This window comes from Herbaspirillum sp. SJZ107 (assembly GCF_006715485.1).
Taxonomy (GTDB): domain Bacteria; phylum Pseudomonadota; class Gammaproteobacteria; order Burkholderiales; family Burkholderiaceae_D; genus Telluria.
Genome location: NZ_VFNH01000005.1, coordinates 379,144 through 393,741, shown reverse-complemented (window position 1 = coordinate 393,741; position 14,598 = coordinate 379,144). Strand labels below are relative to the sequence as shown.

The 14,598-nt window shown below is 65.9% G+C and carries 12 protein-coding genes; 6 read left to right on the top strand and 6 right to left on the bottom strand.

Going from position 1 to position 14,598, the window contains the following annotated elements; all coding sequences use genetic code 11:
- The first annotated feature begins 26 nt into the window (after nucleotides 1–26).
- The 4 genes from FBX97_RS27505 (at nucleotide 27) to FBX97_RS27490 (ending at nucleotide 5,907) form a co-directional block, all read left to right on the top strand.
- Entirely contained in the window at nucleotides 27–1,145 is a 1,119-nt protein-coding gene (locus FBX97_RS27505; RefSeq protein WP_141838810.1) for a LysM peptidoglycan-binding domain-containing protein, read from the top strand.
- Between the two features lie 46 nt (nucleotides 1,146–1,191).
- A complete protein-coding gene (dprA, locus tag FBX97_RS27500) occupies nucleotides 1,192–2,319 on the top strand; it encodes a DNA-processing protein DprA (RefSeq protein WP_141838996.1) in 1,128 nt (375 codons plus the stop codon).
- Nucleotides 2,320–2,496: 177 nt separating this feature from the next.
- Nucleotides 2,497–2,961, top strand: a complete 465-nt coding sequence (locus FBX97_RS27495) for a DUF494 family protein (protein WP_141838808.1) — start codon at nucleotides 2,497–2,499, stop codon at nucleotides 2,959–2,961.
- Nucleotides 2,962–3,219: 258 nt separating this feature from the next.
- Nucleotides 3,220–5,907: a DNA topoisomerase III gene (locus FBX97_RS27490; protein WP_141838806.1), complete on the top strand. Its 2,688-nt coding sequence runs from the start codon at nucleotides 3,220–3,222 to the stop codon at nucleotides 5,905–5,907.
- Between the two features lie 204 nt (nucleotides 5,908–6,111).
- Here FBX97_RS27490 and FBX97_RS27485 read toward each other — a convergent pair whose 3' ends face one another.
- Genes FBX97_RS27485 through FBX97_RS27475 form a run of 3 tightly spaced genes read right to left on the bottom strand, consistent with a single transcriptional unit; the run spans nucleotide 6,112 to nucleotide 10,831 of the window.
- A complete protein-coding gene (locus FBX97_RS27485; RefSeq protein WP_141838804.1) occupies nucleotides 6,112–6,309 on the bottom strand; it encodes an addiction module protein in 198 nt (65 codons plus the stop codon).
- A 45-nt stretch (nucleotides 6,310–6,354) separates the two neighbouring features.
- Nucleotides 6,355–9,933, bottom strand: coding sequence for a M1 family aminopeptidase (locus FBX97_RS27480; RefSeq protein ID WP_141838802.1), 3,579 nt, complete (start codon nucleotides 9,931–9,933; stop codon nucleotides 6,355–6,357).
- 4 nt (nucleotides 9,934–9,937) lie between these two features.
- Nucleotides 9,938–10,831, bottom strand: coding sequence for an ABC transporter ATP-binding protein (locus FBX97_RS27475; RefSeq protein WP_141838800.1), 894 nt, complete (start codon nucleotides 10,829–10,831; stop codon nucleotides 9,938–9,940).
- A gap of 244 nt (nucleotides 10,832–11,075) precedes the next feature.
- Between FBX97_RS27475 and FBX97_RS27470 the strand changes: the two genes are divergently transcribed.
- Complete coding sequence (locus tag FBX97_RS27470; protein WP_141838798.1) at nucleotides 11,076–11,522, top strand: hypothetical protein; 447 nt, start codon at nucleotides 11,076–11,078, stop codon at nucleotides 11,520–11,522.
- A 32-nt stretch (nucleotides 11,523–11,554) separates the two neighbouring features.
- A complete protein-coding gene (gene coq7, locus FBX97_RS27465) occupies nucleotides 11,555–12,202 on the top strand; it encodes a 2-polyprenyl-3-methyl-6-methoxy-1,4-benzoquinone monooxygenase (RefSeq protein ID WP_141838796.1) in 648 nt (215 codons plus the stop codon).
- On the opposite strand, the gene FBX97_RS27460 is transcribed toward coq7, so the two are convergent.
- From FBX97_RS27460 to FBX97_RS27450, 3 genes are read right to left on the bottom strand one after another with little or no spacing between them, the layout of a single operon-like run.
- Nucleotides 12,203–12,625 carry an OsmC family protein gene (locus tag FBX97_RS27460; RefSeq protein ID WP_141838794.1) on the bottom strand — a complete coding sequence of 141 codons (423 nt, stop codon included), beginning with the start codon at nucleotides 12,623–12,625 and terminating at the stop codon, nucleotides 12,203–12,205.
- Between the two features lie 55 nt (nucleotides 12,626–12,680).
- On the bottom strand, nucleotides 12,681–13,865 hold the full coding sequence (locus FBX97_RS27455; RefSeq protein WP_141838792.1) for an ABC transporter permease: 1,185 nt from the start codon (nucleotides 13,863–13,865) through the stop codon (nucleotides 12,681–12,683).
- A complete protein-coding gene (locus FBX97_RS27450; RefSeq protein WP_141838790.1) occupies nucleotides 13,862–14,596 on the bottom strand; it encodes an ATP-binding cassette domain-containing protein in 735 nt (244 codons plus the stop codon). The genes FBX97_RS27455 and FBX97_RS27450 overlap by 4 nt, the downstream gene beginning before the upstream one ends.
- Between the last annotated feature and the right edge of the window lie 2 nt (nucleotides 14,597–14,598).

Here is a 14,598-nt window from a genome sequence, read left to right as displayed (position 1 = left end):
CAATGCCGCACTTTTCGGACTCTCTGATGAAAAATTTTAGCACACGCGCTGCCTCCTCGCTCCTGGTCCGCAGCGCCGCCGTTGCCGCGCTCGTCTGCGCAACGCTCGCGCCGGCCCAGGCCGCCACCAATTGCACCTTCCGTCCGAACGCGCCCGACCAGCATCGCGTGGTCAAGGGCGATACCCTGTGGGACATTTCCGGCACCTTCCTCGAGCATCCGTGGTGCTGGCCGCAAGTGTGGGGCATGAACCGCGACGAGATCCGCAACCCGCACTGGATCTATCCGGGCCAGATCATTTATTTCGACCGTGCCCACGGCCGCTTGACGCTGACCCGCCCCGGCGCACCCGACGCGAATGCCGGCCAGCCGCCGCTGACGCGCCTGTCGCCGCAGCTGCGCACCGAGGGCATGGGCCCGGACGGCGCGGTGCCGTCGATTCCGGCGGCCGCGATCGAACCCTTCCTGACCCAGCCGCTCGTGGTCGAGGCCGGCGCCCTGGACGCCACCCCGCGCATCGCCGCCACCCAGGAAGAGCGGGTCTGGCTGGGCGAAGGCAACCGCGCCTACGTGCGCGGCGACCTGCGCGGCGCCACCAGCTTCCAGGTGTTCCGTCCGGGCAAGCAGATGATCGACCCCGACACCGGCAAGGTCGCCGCCTGGGAGGCCGCTTTCGTCGGCACCGTGCGCGTGGTGAGCGTGGCCAAGCCGGGCGTCGACGTGCATACCGTGGAAGTCACCCGTTCGCTGCAGGAAATGGGCGTCGGCGACCGCCTGCTGCCGATGCCGCCGGCCCCGGTGCGCAACTACGTGCCGCATGCGCCGGCGCAGCCGGTGGCAGGGCGCGTGATGGCGGTGCCGGACGAGATGATCAACGCCAGCCAGAACCAGGTCGTGGCTGTCAATCGGGGTTCGCTTGACGGACTCGATGTCGGCGCCGTGCTGCAGCTCTATCATCTGGGCCAGACCGTAACGGACCCGGGCAGCAAAGGCTTCCTCGGCTTCGGCAAGGACAAGTTGCGGCTCCCGGACGAACAAATTGGCGAACTGTTCATCTTCCGGGTCTTCGGGCACGTGTCGTACGGCCTGATCATGCAAGTGACGGGACCGGTGCGAATCGGCGACGTGGCGAAATCACCGGAGTAACCCTACCGTGCAGGACACGGACTCCTTCACCGATGTGTCCGTGTCGATGTCGCCAGCCGAGCTGGCGGCCTGGATGCGGTTCGAACGCACGCACGGCGTCGGTCCGCGCACCGCGCCGGCCTTGCTGGCCGCATTCGGCAGCCCCGACGCCATCTTCGCCGCCGATCACGCGCTACTGGCCGCGCACCTGAGCCCGGCGCAGGTGCGCGCCATCCGGCAGCCCGCTTCCGCCGATACCCTGCGCCTGGTCGACGCCACGCTGCGCTGGATGGAGCAGCCCGGCCACACGGTGCTGGCGCTGGGCCAGCCCGGCTACCCCGACTTGCTGGCGGCCATCCCCGATCCACCGCTGCTGCTCTATATAAAAGGATGTCCGGACTTGCTGGCCGGCCCTGCGCTGGCCATCGTCGGCAGCCGCAATGCCAGCACCCAGGGCAAGGCGAATGCGCTGGCCTTCGCCGAAGCCTTGTCGCGGGCCGGCCTGGCGATCGTGTCCGGCCTGGCGCTGGGCGTCGACGCGGCCGCGCACGAAGGCGCGCTCAAGGGCGCGGGCAGCACGGTCGCCGTGATCGGCACCGGCCCCGACCTGGTCTACCCGGCACGCAACCGCGCGCTGTGCGAGCGCATCGCCGCCGATGGCTGCATCGTCAGCGAATACCCGGTCGGTACGCCACCCTTGCCGGGCAATTTCCCAAAACGTAACCGGATCATCAGCGGGCTGGCAGCCGGCGTGCTGGTGGTCGAAGCCGCGGCCCAGTCCGGCTCCTTGATCACGGCGCGCCAGGCCGCCGAGCAGGGCAGGGAAGTGTTCGCGATTCCGGGCTCGATCCATGCGGCATTGTCCAAGGGCTGCCACCTGCTGATCCGCGAAGGCGCCAAGCTGGTCGACGGCGCCGGCGACGTGCTGGAAGCGATGGCCTGGTCGCCGCTGGCCGGACGGCGGCCCTTGCCGCGGTTGCCGGCGGCGGAGGCGGAAGCGGAAGCGGTTTCATCTGCAGAAGACGACAGCCTGCTGGCCGCCATCGGCCACGACCCGGTCGAAGCCGACACCCTGCTGGCGCTGGTCGGCGGCACGCCGGGCGAACTCAGTACGCGGCTGCTGTTGCTGGAACTGGCCGGCACGGTCGAGCGGCTGCCGGGTGGGCAATTTCAAAGAATCGTACGCGCTGAATAAAAGTGTGAAAACGAAGAATATGCGGCAGGGGTAGTAAAACGGGATTCCAACACAAAATGTCGAAACTACATAGCGAAGTGAATAAGGCCGATAAACAACGTTGATGTTTTCCGGCTGGCAACTGTCCGCGTGCCACACTTGTGCCGCGCCGAGCTTAACTGCTACAGTAGCGTCACTATGTTCGACATCCTAGTCTACCTCTACGAGACGTATTATCGTCCCGATGCCTGCCCCGAGCCGGCAGCCCTGGCGCGCAAGCTGTCTGCCGTCGGTTTCGACGATGTCGAGATCACCGAGGCGCTGGACTGGTTGAACGGACTGACCGAAATGGCCAGCGCCGTCGATCCTTTCCTCGAATCGAGCGGCACCCGTTTTTATATTGCACAGGAAACCGATACCCTCGGTAGCGCCGCCGTCGGCTTCATCCAGTTCCTGGAACTGGCCGGCCTGCTGAGTGCCATGCAGCGCGAAATCGTCATCGAACGCGCACTGGCGCTGGACGAATCGCCGGTCACCCTCGGCAAGCTGAAGATCATCGTCCTGATGCTCCTGTGGAGCCAGGGCAAGGAGCCGGACGCACTGATGTTCGACGACCTGTTCGGCTCCGACGACGAAGACGCCGAGCCGCGCTTGTTGCATTGAATTCCCATGCTGTGGATGGACAAAACGGGGCTGCGGCCCCGTTTTTTCTTGCATTGAGGCAAGATGAAGCGTATTTTGCCAAAAAGTAAGACAGGCACAGTCTACTTGCGGACAGCGCGTCAACGCGCTTATCATTTGCCGCTATCTGCCAATTGTTACTAATAAGATATCAGCGGGACAAGATTCCCGTCAGGCCGCATCCAGCGACTGCTGTATGATGCGCGAGCCGCCGCCACCGAACACGTACGAGACAACCCTATGACTAAAGCCCTCATCATTGCCGAAAAGCCTTCCGTGGCGAACGATATCGCCAAGGCGCTCGGCGGCTTTACCAAGCACGATGAGTATTTCGAATCCGACGATTACGTGCTGTCGTCGGCCGTCGGCCACCTGCTGGAAATCGCGGTGCCGGAAGAGTATGACGTCAAGCGCGGCAAGTGGAGCTTCACCCACCTGCCGATGATCCCGCCGTATTTCGCGCTGAATCCGATCGCCAAGACCGAATCGCGCCTCAAGGTGTTGAACAAGCTGATCAAGCGCAAGGACGTCGACACCCTGATCAACGCATGCGACGCGGGCCGCGAAGGTGAACTGATCTTCCGCCTGATCGCCCAGAACGCCAAGGCCAAGCAATCGGTCAAGCGCCTGTGGCTGCAGTCGATGACCCCGACCGCGATCCGCGACGGTTTCGCCCACCTGCGCAGCGACCAGGAAATGCTGCCGCTGGCGGACGCCGCGCGCTGCCGTTCCGAAGCGGACTGGCTGATCGGCATCAACGGCACCCGCGCCATGACTGCCTTCAACTCGAAGGAAGGCGGCTTCTTCCTGACCACCGTCGGCCGGGTGCAGACGCCGACCCTGTCGATCGTGGTCGAGCGCGAAGAAAAGATCCGCCGCTTCGTACCGCGCGACTACTGGGAAGTGCGCGCCGAGTTCGGCGCCGCCGCCGGCATGTACGAAGGGCGCTGGCTCGACACCAAGTTCAAGAAGGACGAGAACGATCCGGAAAAGCGCCCCGAGCGCCTGTGGTCGAAGGCCGAGGCCGAGGCCATCGTCGCCGCCTGCCTGGGCAAGCCGGGTGTCGTCACCGAGGAATCGAAGCCGACCACCTCGATGGCGCCGGCCCTGTTCGACCTGACCTCGCTCCAGCGCGAAGCCAACGGCCGCTTCGGCTTCTCGGCCAAGAACACGCTGGGCCTGGCCCAGGCGCTGTACGAAAAACACAAGGTGCTGACCTACCCGCGTACCGATGCGCGCGCGCTGCCGGAAGACTACATCGGCACCGTCAAGACCACGCTCGAGGTGCTGAAGGGCAATGCGAACTATCACCAGTTCGCCAAGCAGATCCTCGATAAGGGCTGGGTCAAGCCGAACAAGCGTATCTTCGACAACAGCAAGATCTCGGACCACTTCGCGATCATCCCGACCGGCGTGGTGCCGAAGAACCTGTCCGAGCCGGAACAGAAGCTGTACGACCTGGTCACGCGCCGCTTCATGGCGGTGTTCTTCCCGGCCGCCGAGTTCCTGGTCACGACCCGCTTCACCGAAGTCGCTGGCCACCAGTTCAAGACCGAGGGCAAGGTAATGACCAACCCCGGCTGGCTGGCGGTGTACGGCAAGGACACCACCGGCGACGACAAGGACGGCGCCAGCCTGGTCCCGGTCGCCAAGGGCGAGCAGGTCAGCACGGACAAGGTCACGCCGAACGCCCTGGTCACCAAGCCGCCGGCACGCTACAACGAAGCGACCCTGCTGTCGGCAATGGAAGGCGCGGGCAAGCTGGTCGATTCCGACGAGCTGCGCGACGCCATGGCCGGCAAGGGCCTGGGCACGCCGGCCACGCGCGCCGCCATCATCGAAGGCCTGCTGACCGAGAAATACCTGATCCGCGAAGGCCGCGAGATGATCCCGACCGCCAAGGCGTTCCAGCTGATGACGCTGCTGCGCGGCCTGGGCGTGAACGAGCTGACCGCACCGGAACTGACCGGCGACTGGGAATACAAGCTGTCGCAGATGGAAAAAGGCAAGATTTCGCGCGAAGAATTTATGCGCGAGATCGCCGAGATGACGGAAATTATCGTCAAGCGTGCCAAGGAGTACAGCAACGACACCATCCCGGGCGAGTACGCGACCCTCAAGACGCCGTGCCCGAACTGCGCCGGCGTGGTCAAGGAAAACTACCGCCGCTTCGCCTGCACCCAGTGCGATTTCTCGATGACCAAGGTACCCGGCGGGCGCCAGTTCGAGATCGAGGAAGTCGAGGAACTCCTGCAGAACCGCACCATCGGTCCGCTGCAGGGCTTCCGCTCGAAGATGGGCCGTCCGTTCGCCGCCATCCTGCGCATCGTGCGCGACGAAGAGATCCGCAACTTCAAGCTGGAATTCGACTTCGGCCAGGACCAGGACGAGGGCGAAGAGGGCGAAGGCGTCGACTTCACCGGCCAGACCGCGCTCGGCCCGTGCCCGAAGTGCAACGGCGGCGTCTACGAGATGGGCCTGGCCTACGTGTGCGAACACCAGGTCGCCAAGCCGAAGACCTGCGATTTCCGCAGCGGCCGCATCATCCTGCAGCAGGAAATCCTGCCCGAGCAGATGGCCAAGCTGCTGAACGAGGGCAAGACCGACCTGCTGCCGGGCTTCATCTCGCAGCGTACGCGCCGTCCATTCAAGGCTTACCTGGTGCGCGGCAAGGACGGCAAGATCAGCTTCGAGTTCGAGGAGCGCAAGGCCAAGCTGGGTGCGAAGGCCAAGACCGACGCGGGCGAGGGCGAAGAGGGCGGCGGCGTTGCAGTGGCGGCGAAGACGACGGCGCGCAAGCCTGCCGCCAAGCCGATCGCCACCAAGGCAACTGCCAAGGCGGCAACCAAGACTGCGGCGGCCAAGACCGTAGCCGCGAAGAAGGCGCCGGCCAAGAAGGCGGCGGCGGTGAAAAAAGTCACTGCCTGATTTCGGCCCGCTTCCAAACACGTCGTTCCCGCGAAGGCGGGAACCCAAGTTTCATGCGCAGCCGTTACGCGAGCAAACTTGGATCCCCGCCTGCGCGGACGACGTGTTCAATCTGACGGACAATAAAAAAAACCGCGACCCATCCGGCGTCGCGGTTTTTTTACGCCCGGCGCCAAGAAGGGCGCGGCACGCATCCTGCCGGTGTCAGTCTTCCTGCAACGCACGCAGCGCCGCCTCGCCATTGTGGATGGCTTTCACACGGCGCACGATCTCGGCGCGCCAGGCTTCGTCGGCATCCTGCTCGGGCTCGTCGCTGTCCGTCAACAGCAAGCGCAGCAGGTCGTGCTTGTCCGCAGCGGACAGTTGCTGGATCTGGACAGCCAGTTCGGCAACGGTAGACATTCGTAATACTCCTGACACAAATATGGTTGAATAATATCTGGAACTCTAGGGCATGTCGACAGGTAACATGTTGTCTGTGGGCTTTCTGTCAATCAATTTATTGTCGGGGTCAATCCCGGCCCGCGCGGGCCTCCCCGTCACGGTAAACGTCACGGTTTGCGACGCCGCCGTCACCCGGTGCCGCGCGCGCGCCAGCGGGTTGCCGTCGCCGTCGTCGACGCCGAATTCGATGTAGTCGGCCAGCGCGGCCGGCTTTTCCTCGCCCAGTTCGCCGGCGCGCACCTTGCCCGCGCTGGCGTGGATCGTGACCGCATAGCGGCCGTCCGGCAGGCGCCGCGCGGCGACGCTGTCGGCACGGTTCTCATACAGGACGATCGATTCGAACAGGTCGTCGATCAGGTAAGCCTTGTCGGGCGGGGTGACGGCGCGCAGGCGCTCGACCAGCGTCGACACCGTGGGGTAGGGCGCCGCCCGGAAGGCGAAATCGGCCAGCAGCCCGTGCAGCACGCCATTGACCACGTCCTCGCCCAGCAGGTCCTGCAGCAGGTACATCGCCAGGCTGCCCTTGCGGTAGTGGATGTAGCCCTGGTTTTCGTTCTGCGCCAGCGGCAATTCCTTCTTGTTCTCGGTGGCGCGTCCCATCAGGTATTCGTCCAGGTCGTAGCGCAGGAAGCGCCGCATCCTGCCGGCGCCGACCGTGTTCTTCATCGTCATCAGCGCGGTGTACTCGGCCAGGCTCTCCGACAGCACGGTGGAGCCGCGCGCAGCGGCGCCGACGATCTGGTGGCCCCACCACTGGTGACCGACCTCGTGCGCGCTGACGTAATACGGATAGTCGATGTCCTTGCGCGAATCCGGGTCGACCCTGGCGATGAAGCCGGCGCTTTCCGAGAACGGGATGGTGCCCGGCGCGGCCTGGGCGAAGGAAGCGTAGCGCGGGAATTCGGCGATGCGCAGCTCGCGCTGCTGGTAGGGGCTGAAATGCCTGGCGCCGTAGGCCAGCGCCGCCTTGGCGCCGCGGATCATGCGGTCGACGTTGAATTCGTGGCCCGGATGGTAGTAGACGTCGATGGTCGTGTCCTGCCAGCGGTCGTGGCGCACTTCGTAGCGCGCCGACTGGAAGGTGTAGACGTTCAGGATCGGCTTGTCCATGCGGAAGTGGAAGTAGCGGCGTCCCTTGTCCATCCACTCCTGCTCGAGCGTGCCCGGTGCCACCACGGTCTGGTCCGGGCTGGTGCTGACCACGGCGCCGAAGCCGATCCAGTCGGCATCGTTGCCGAGGTAGTTGTTGGCGCGCGCGGCGCCGTCTTCGCGCGCCGCCATGCGCGGGCGCGGACCGAGGCCGTGGCGGCGGCGGTCGCGGTCGTCCTGCAACTCCATGAATGGCTGGTAGCCGATGTGAGGCAGGATCGCGTTCGAAAAATAGGTGCCGTTGCCGACCACCGCGGTGTCGCGGCCGAGGCCGAGGATGCCGCCGGGCGCGTCTTCCATCTCGAAATCGAGACCCATGCGCACGCCCGGCGGCAGCGGCGCGTCCAGCACGTAGCGCCAGACGCCGTGCTCCGGGTCGGCGGCTACCAGCCGTGCCGGCTGCGACAGGCGCGGCTGCAGCTTCGGCCCCGGCTGCATCGTCACGACGATGTCGCGGATCGGGCGGCCGCTGCGGTTGTCCAGCTGGTAGAAGCCGCGGATTTTCAGCGTGCGCGTCTCGGGCACGATGTCGACCTGCAGGCGCACTTCGGCGATGCGCGGCTGCGCCAGCGTGGCCAGGCTTTTCCTGTAGCGCTGCTCGTACTCGGCGCGCAGCGCATCCTGGCGCCATGCCGTCTGATAGGCGCCCAGGTGTTCGAGGTTGTACCACAGCAGGGCGCCGCTGCCGCCGAACAGCAGGGCGCCGATGCCGAACGCCGCCAGCACCGGCAGGCGCAGGCGGCGCCGCGCCAGGTGCAGGCGCTCCTTGACACTGTCGCTGACGCCGCGCGGCCACAGCACCAGCGCCAGCGTCGCCAGCATCAGCGCCGCGCCGCCCCAGTAGGCCAGCAGCGCGCGCCGCAGCGGCAGCGCGTTGCCGAAGCCGTTCATCGCCGAATAGGTGATGTCCGGCAGGTTCGCGTACAGCAGCATCGGATGCCCGAATCCGAAGCCGGACAGGGTGAGGGTGGCGACGTAGTACAGCACCAGCGCGAAATACGCCATGTAGCGCTGGTTGATGATGGCCTGCAGCGCGATCGCCAGCACCGCCAGCAGCGCATACTGTGGCAGCAGGATGCCGAACAGGGTGTGCAGGTACAGCCCGGGTTCCAGCGCCAGGTAGCCGTGGGCCAGCTGGATCGCCATCCCGCACAGCATCGCCACCCCCAGCAGCAGCGCCTGCAGGCCGACCAGCGCGATGGTCTTGGCCGCCAGCGGCAGCCAGCTCGGCACCGGCAGCGCATCGATCATCTGGCCCATGCGCGCCTCGCGTTCGCGCCATACCATCTCGCCCGCATACAGCGCGGTGACCACCAGCACGAACAGCGCGAACACGTCGCGGATCAGCTCCAGCAGCATGTAGGTGACCGGATAGGTCCTGGTGCCGTAGATGGCGCCCAGGCCGAAGGAACTGGCCACCAGTACCAGCACGCCGGCCAGCGCGATCACGGCGAAGTACACGTTCTTGACCGCTTCGCGGAAATTCAGCCAGCTGCTCCTGGCCAGCAGCAGGCCCAGGCTGCGGGCGGCGAAGTCGGGACGCAGGCGGATGTCGGCGATCGTGGGCGCCGGTACGGTACCGTTGCCCTCGGGGCGCACCTGGCGCCGTCCGGAGGGCGTTGAGACGAAGGAGAAGCGCCAGTAGCCCAGCACCAGCACCACCAGCGCGAACAGCGACCACACCAGGCGGTTGACCAGGAACACGCCCTCCAGCGGGATCTGGGCGGCGTTGCGCTCGGCCACGCTCCAGTACTCGGTCAGGCGCAGCAGGGCGGTGGTGCCGAACGGGTCGATCAGGGCGGCCAGCGTCTTGTAGTCGAGGTCGCGCGCCAGCGAAGGCGCGACGATGTAGCCGATCATCATGACCACGCTGGCCACGTACACCGGCAGCATGCGCCGCGTCAGCGCCGCCAGCATGAAGAAGATGGCGCCGAAGATGAACAGGTTGGGCAGCAGCGTGAACAGGTAGGGGCGCAGGTAGCCGGCCAGCGAGAACGGCCCGACCCGGGCCGGGTCGATCGCCGGCAGCAGGCTGCCCAGCAGGTGGCCGAGCAGGATCGCCGAGAAGATCACGGCCAGCGTCGCCAGTGCGCCGAGGAAGCGTCCGAACACGTAGGCGTGCTTGGGAATCGGCGCGCTGAAGAAGAAGTGGTGCATCTCGTGCTCGAAGTCCTGCTGCACCGAGCGCCCCATCAGGGCGGCCGCCACCACCACGCCCAGGCAGCCGAGGACGGAGGCGCAGATCGCGATCTGGCGCGGGGCGTTGATCAGGACCCGGCCGCCGAACGAGATGCTGGCGTCGCGGAAGGCGCCGCCGGCCGCGCCCATCCACAGCATCGCCAGCGCCAGGAAGACCAGGAAATAGACCCAGGTGGAGAGCAGCTTGAGGCGCTGGCGCGCTTCGAAGGCGGCGATGGCGAACAGGGCACGCATGGCGTCAGCAGTTGCCCGGCAGGGCGTTGTGGCGGCCGGCGATGGTGGCGAAGTACACGTCCTCGAGGGTCGGGTGGATCGGCTCGAAATCGTCGCCCGGGTAGCGCTCGGCATACACGTGGACCAGCGGGCGGCCGGTCAGCAGGCGGGTCGAGATCACGGTGTGGCGCTTCTGGAAGTCGGGCAGGTCCTGCTTGGTGACGAAGCGTGCCCAGATGCGCCCCTCGATGCCTTCGATCAGGCGCGCCGGTTCGCCGCACAGCAGCACGTGACCCTTGTTGATGATCGCCATGTTGGCGCACAAATCGGCCACGTCGGACACGATATGGGTCGACAGGATCACGGTCTTGTCGTCGCCGATGTCGGACAACAGGTTGTGGAAGCGTACCCGTTCCTGCGGATCGAGGCCGGCGGTGGGCTCGTCGACGATGATCAGCTGCGGGTCGCCCAGCAGCGCCTGGGCGATGCCGAAGCGCTGGCGCATGCCGCCCGAAAAGGTGCCGAGCTTCTGGTGGCGCACCTCGAACAGATTGGTCTGCTGGAGCAGGCCGTCGACGACTTCGCGCCGCGGGCCGCGCTGCGACAGGCCTTTCAACTGCGCGAAATGGTCGAGCAATTCATAAGCGCTCACTTTCGGGTAGACCCCGAAATCCTGCGGCAGGTAGCCGAGCAGGCGGCGCACCTCGTCCTTTTCGTCGAGCAGGTCGATGTCTTCGAGGAAGACCGAGCCGCTGTCGCATTCCTGCAGCGTCGCCAGGATCCGCATCAGGGTCGACTTGCCGGCGCCGTTCGGCCCCAGCAGCCCGAACATCCCCGGCGGGATGCTCAGCGACACCCGGTCTAGGGCCACCACGCCGTTGGCGTAGGTCTTGGACAGGTTGCGGATGCTTAATTTCATGAACACTCCCGGCACGATCGATTTAACGACGTGAAAATGTGTGTATTTTCACGATTGTTGCATTGTATTAAAAAGGAACGCCGACCGGAGTGCCGTTGCGATACACGGCGCTTTCATTCGCCCAGAGTGCAAAAAATCGGGGTCAGAGCGCAATGGCCCGATGCCCGAGCATACGCTCGACAAAAGAGAATGTCTACTTTGTCAACATTTGCGTGTATATCTCGCGCATGGGCATAATGGGGCCATGGACATCCCCATTCCCGAGGAAAAAATCCTGGCGATCACGCGCCAGGGCCGTACCCGGCTCGAAGCGACCGACTGGTTCCGCGTCGCCGCCGGCCTGCATTACCTGGCCGGGCTGATGACGCGCGAATCGATCGACTTCAAGACGGTCGACCGCGACTGGAACCGCTTCATCTACCACAGCCTCGGCGGCGGCCACACGATCACCAGCGTGCTGCAGTTCATGAGCGGCGAGAACGTGCTGCCGACGCTGCGCTCGGCGCGCTTCATGGCGCTGTTCGCCGAGACCTGTCCGGAAGTGCCGGTCGATTCGATTCCCTTCCTGCTCGAACTGAACCTGGGCGTGGCCAAGAACATCTCGAAACTCGAGGTCGCAGGCCCGCTGCACGACTGGCTGCAGGCGCACAAAGCCCAGCGCGGCGAGGACGCTCCCGGCGAAGGCATATAATGGCGCTTTCAGGCGTACTTAAATTGCAAGCTATGGACAACCTTCAACGAGCCATCAACCCTTTCGATAACCTGATCGTCGGCTTCGACAAGGCGCTGCGCGTGGTGGGCGGCGTGGCCAAGGCGGCGCGTGCGAATCCGGGCACGCTGGCCAGCGACTGCGAACTCAACAACCAGGAAGCGCGCCACAGCGCCGGCCTGATGCGCGTCAACCACGTCGGCGAAGTGTGCGCCCAGGCGCTCTACGACGCCCAGGGCAAGCACGCCTCGACCCCGGCGATGCGCGCCCAGATGGCGGAATCGGGCCGCGAGGAAGAAGACCACCTGGCCTGGACTGCCGAGCGCCTGGCGGAGCTGGGTTCGCAGCCGAGCCTGCTGAATCCACTGTGGTATGCCGGCGCCTACGCCCTCGGTTCGGTGGCGGCGCGCATGGGCGACGCGGTCAGCCTCGGCTTCGTGGTCGAGACCGAGCGCCAGGTCGAGGCGCACCTGAACAGCCACCTCGACGAGCTGCCGCCGCAGGACGCCAAGTCGCGCGCCATCGTCACCCAGATGCGCGACGACGAGATCGAGCACGGCGGCAAGGCGCAGGCGATGGGGGCGGCCGAGATGCCGCTGCCGGTGAAAATGGCGATGCGGGCGATGGCCAAGGTCATGACCACCACCGCGTACTACATCTGATCAGCCCTCGACGATCTCGAAGGAGTGCGTGATCTCGGCCGTCTTGGCCAGCATGATCGACGCCGAGCAGTACTTGTCGTGCGACAGGTTCACCGCGCGCTCCACCGCCGCCGGCTTCAGGTTGCGGCCGGTGACCGTGAAGTGGAAGTGCACCTTGGTGAACACCTTCGGGTCGACCTCGGCACGCTCGGCCTTGAGCGTCACGTCGCAGCCGCGCACGTCTTCGCGCCCGCGCTTCAGGATCAGGACCACGTCGTAGGCGGTGCAGCCGCCGGTACCGAGCAACACCATTTCCATCGGACGCGGCGCCAGGTTGTGGCCACCGCCTTCGGGTGCGCCATCCATGCTGACCAGGTGGCCCGAGCCGGTCTCGGCCCGGAAACTCATGCCGGAAGGGCCGTTCCAGCTGACTTTGACTTCCATTGCGTTCTCCGCTTTTTTTGTGAGGCCTGTATTGTAAGCTGATATCGCAAGGCGTTCAGACGGCCAGCACGTAGCGCTCGCTCTTCATGCGCCAGCTGGCAAAGGCGAACAGCGCCAGCGCCGCGACCGCCGAGCAGGCGAAGGTCAGCACGTAGGGCAGCGGGCCGAGCTCGCCGCCTTTCGAGATCTCGCGCATCAGGGTCTGGTTCGACAGCATCGGCACCGCATACATCCAGGTCGCCGTTTTCAGGTCCATCATCGACACGATCAGCCCCGGCAGCATCGGCACGAAGGTGAGGATGGACACCGTGCTCTGCGCCTCCTTGAACGAGCGCGCGTTCATCGCGACCGCGATCTGGGCCGCCGCGGCGAACAGCGGCAGCGGGGCCGAGGCCAGGCACAGCTTGGCCAGGTCGCCCCAGCCCAGGCGCCAGCTCATCCCGATCTCTTCCAGCGGCAGCCAGGACAGGCCGATGTGCGCCACGATCAATTCAAACGTGATGCCGACGATCGCCAGCGAGGCCGCGGCCAGCCACTTGCCGCCAACCAGTTCCCAGGTGCGCACCGGCTGGGCCATCAGCACCTCGAGCGAACGGCGTTCGCGCTCGCCGGCGGTGCTGTCGACCGCGGCCGCCATGCCGCAGAAAAAGGCCGGGAAGAACAGGAAGCCCATCAGGCTGCCGATGAAGCCGGCCGAGCGCGCGGCGTTGGTGCCGGTGTCGTAGCGCTGCAGGTCGATCGGCCCCAGCGTGACCGGCGACACGCCGTGCGCCAGCAGGCGCGCGCTGGCGATGTTGGCGTTGTAGGCGCGCAGCACGTCCTCGACGTCGCGCCGGCGCCGGTCCTGCTCGGTCGCCGAATCGAACCACAGTTCGATGCGGGCCGGGCGCATGGCCTGGTAGTTGTCGGTGAATCTGGGCGGCAGGCGCAGCACCGCCACCACTTTTTTCGCGCGCAGCATCTCGCCGATCGCCTCTTCGCCGGCGTCCGGGATGTCGCGCACCGTGATGTTCTTCTGGCGCAGCTGCGACATCAGGGTCGGCGCCTGGCCCCCGCCGATCACGGCCAGTTCGATGCCTTCGCGCTCGGCGCGGGTGGCGCGCTCGATGTTCTGGTTCAGGATGTAGCCGAACATGATCGGGTACATCAGCGTGAACATGACGAGCAGGCCGAGCACGCGCTTGTCGCGCAGCGTCTCGCGCACTTCCTTCAGGAAGACGACCAGCAGTTTCGGCCTCATGCCACGATCCCTTCATCGGTGCCGACCAGGCTGACGAAGGCGTCTTCCAGGTTGGCGATGCCGGTGCGCTGGCACAGCTGCTCGGGCGAGCCCTGGGCCACGGTATGGCCCTTGGCGATCACGATCACGTCGTCGCACAGGTGGCTGACTTCCTGCATCACGTGGGTCGCCATCACCACGCAGCAGCCCTCCGCGCGCAGGCTCGCCAGCGCATGGCGCACCGCGCGCGTGCTCATCACGTCGAGGCCGCGCGTCGGCTCGTCCAGCAGCAGGTGGCGCGGGCGGTGCAGCAGCGCGCGCGCCAGCGCCACCTTGATGCGCTGGCCCTGGGAAAAGCCCTTGCTGCGGCGTTCCAGGATGTCGTCCATCGCCAGCATCGCGGACACCTCGTCGATGCGCCGCCGCAGGTCGGCCTTCTTCATGCCGTTCAGCTCACCGAAATAGGTCAGGTACTCGCGCGTCGACAGGCGCTCGTACAGGCCGAACTGGTCGGTCAGGAAGCCGATGTTGCTGCGCACCTTGAACGGATCGCGTTCCGGGTCGACGCCGTCGACGGCGATGGTGCCGTGGTCGCGTTTCAGCATGCCGACCAGGGTGCGCAGCAGGGTGGTCTTGCCGGCGCCGTTGGGGCCGAGCAGGGCCGTGATGTGGCCATCGCGGGCAGTGAAACTGACGCCGCCGAGCGCCTGGACCGGGCCGAATTGTTTGCGGACTTCATGTGCTTCGATCATGT

Coding starts and splice junctions, on each gene's coding strand:
- dprA (WP_141838996.1), top strand. CDS start 1,192: ATGTCGCCAGCCGAGCTGGCGGCCTGGATGCGGTTCGAACGCACGCAC.
- coq7 (WP_141838796.1), top strand. CDS start 11,555: ATGGACAACCTTCAACGAGCCATCAACCCTTTCGATAACCTGATCGTC.
- FBX97_RS27485 (WP_141838804.1), bottom strand. CDS start 6,309: ATGTCTACCGTTGCCGAACTGGCTGTCCAGATCCAGCAACTGTCCGCT.
- FBX97_RS27505 (WP_141838810.1), top strand. CDS start 27: ATGAAAAATTTTAGCACACGCGCTGCCTCCTCGCTCCTGGTCCGCAGC.
- FBX97_RS27455 (WP_141838792.1), bottom strand. CDS start 13,865: ATGAGGCCGAAACTGCTGGTCGTCTTCCTGAAGGAAGTGCGCGAGACG.
- FBX97_RS27470 (WP_141838798.1), top strand. CDS start 11,076: ATGGACATCCCCATTCCCGAGGAAAAAATCCTGGCGATCACGCGCCAG.
- FBX97_RS27460 (WP_141838794.1), bottom strand. CDS start 12,625: ATGGAAGTCAAAGTCAGCTGGAACGGCCCTTCCGGCATGAGTTTCCGG.
- FBX97_RS27475 (WP_141838800.1), bottom strand. CDS start 10,831: ATGAAATTAAGCATCCGCAACCTGTCCAAGACCTACGCCAACGGCGTG.
- FBX97_RS27495 (WP_141838808.1), top strand. CDS start 2,497: ATGTTCGACATCCTAGTCTACCTCTACGAGACGTATTATCGTCCCGAT.
- FBX97_RS27490 (WP_141838806.1), top strand. CDS start 3,220: ATGACTAAAGCCCTCATCATTGCCGAAAAGCCTTCCGTGGCGAACGAT.
- FBX97_RS27480 (WP_141838802.1), bottom strand. CDS start 9,933: ATGCGTGCCCTGTTCGCCATCGCCGCCTTCGAAGCGCGCCAGCGCCTC.
- FBX97_RS27450 (WP_141838790.1), bottom strand. CDS start 14,596: ATGATCGAAGCACATGAAGTCCGCAAACAATTCGGCCCGGTCCAGGCG.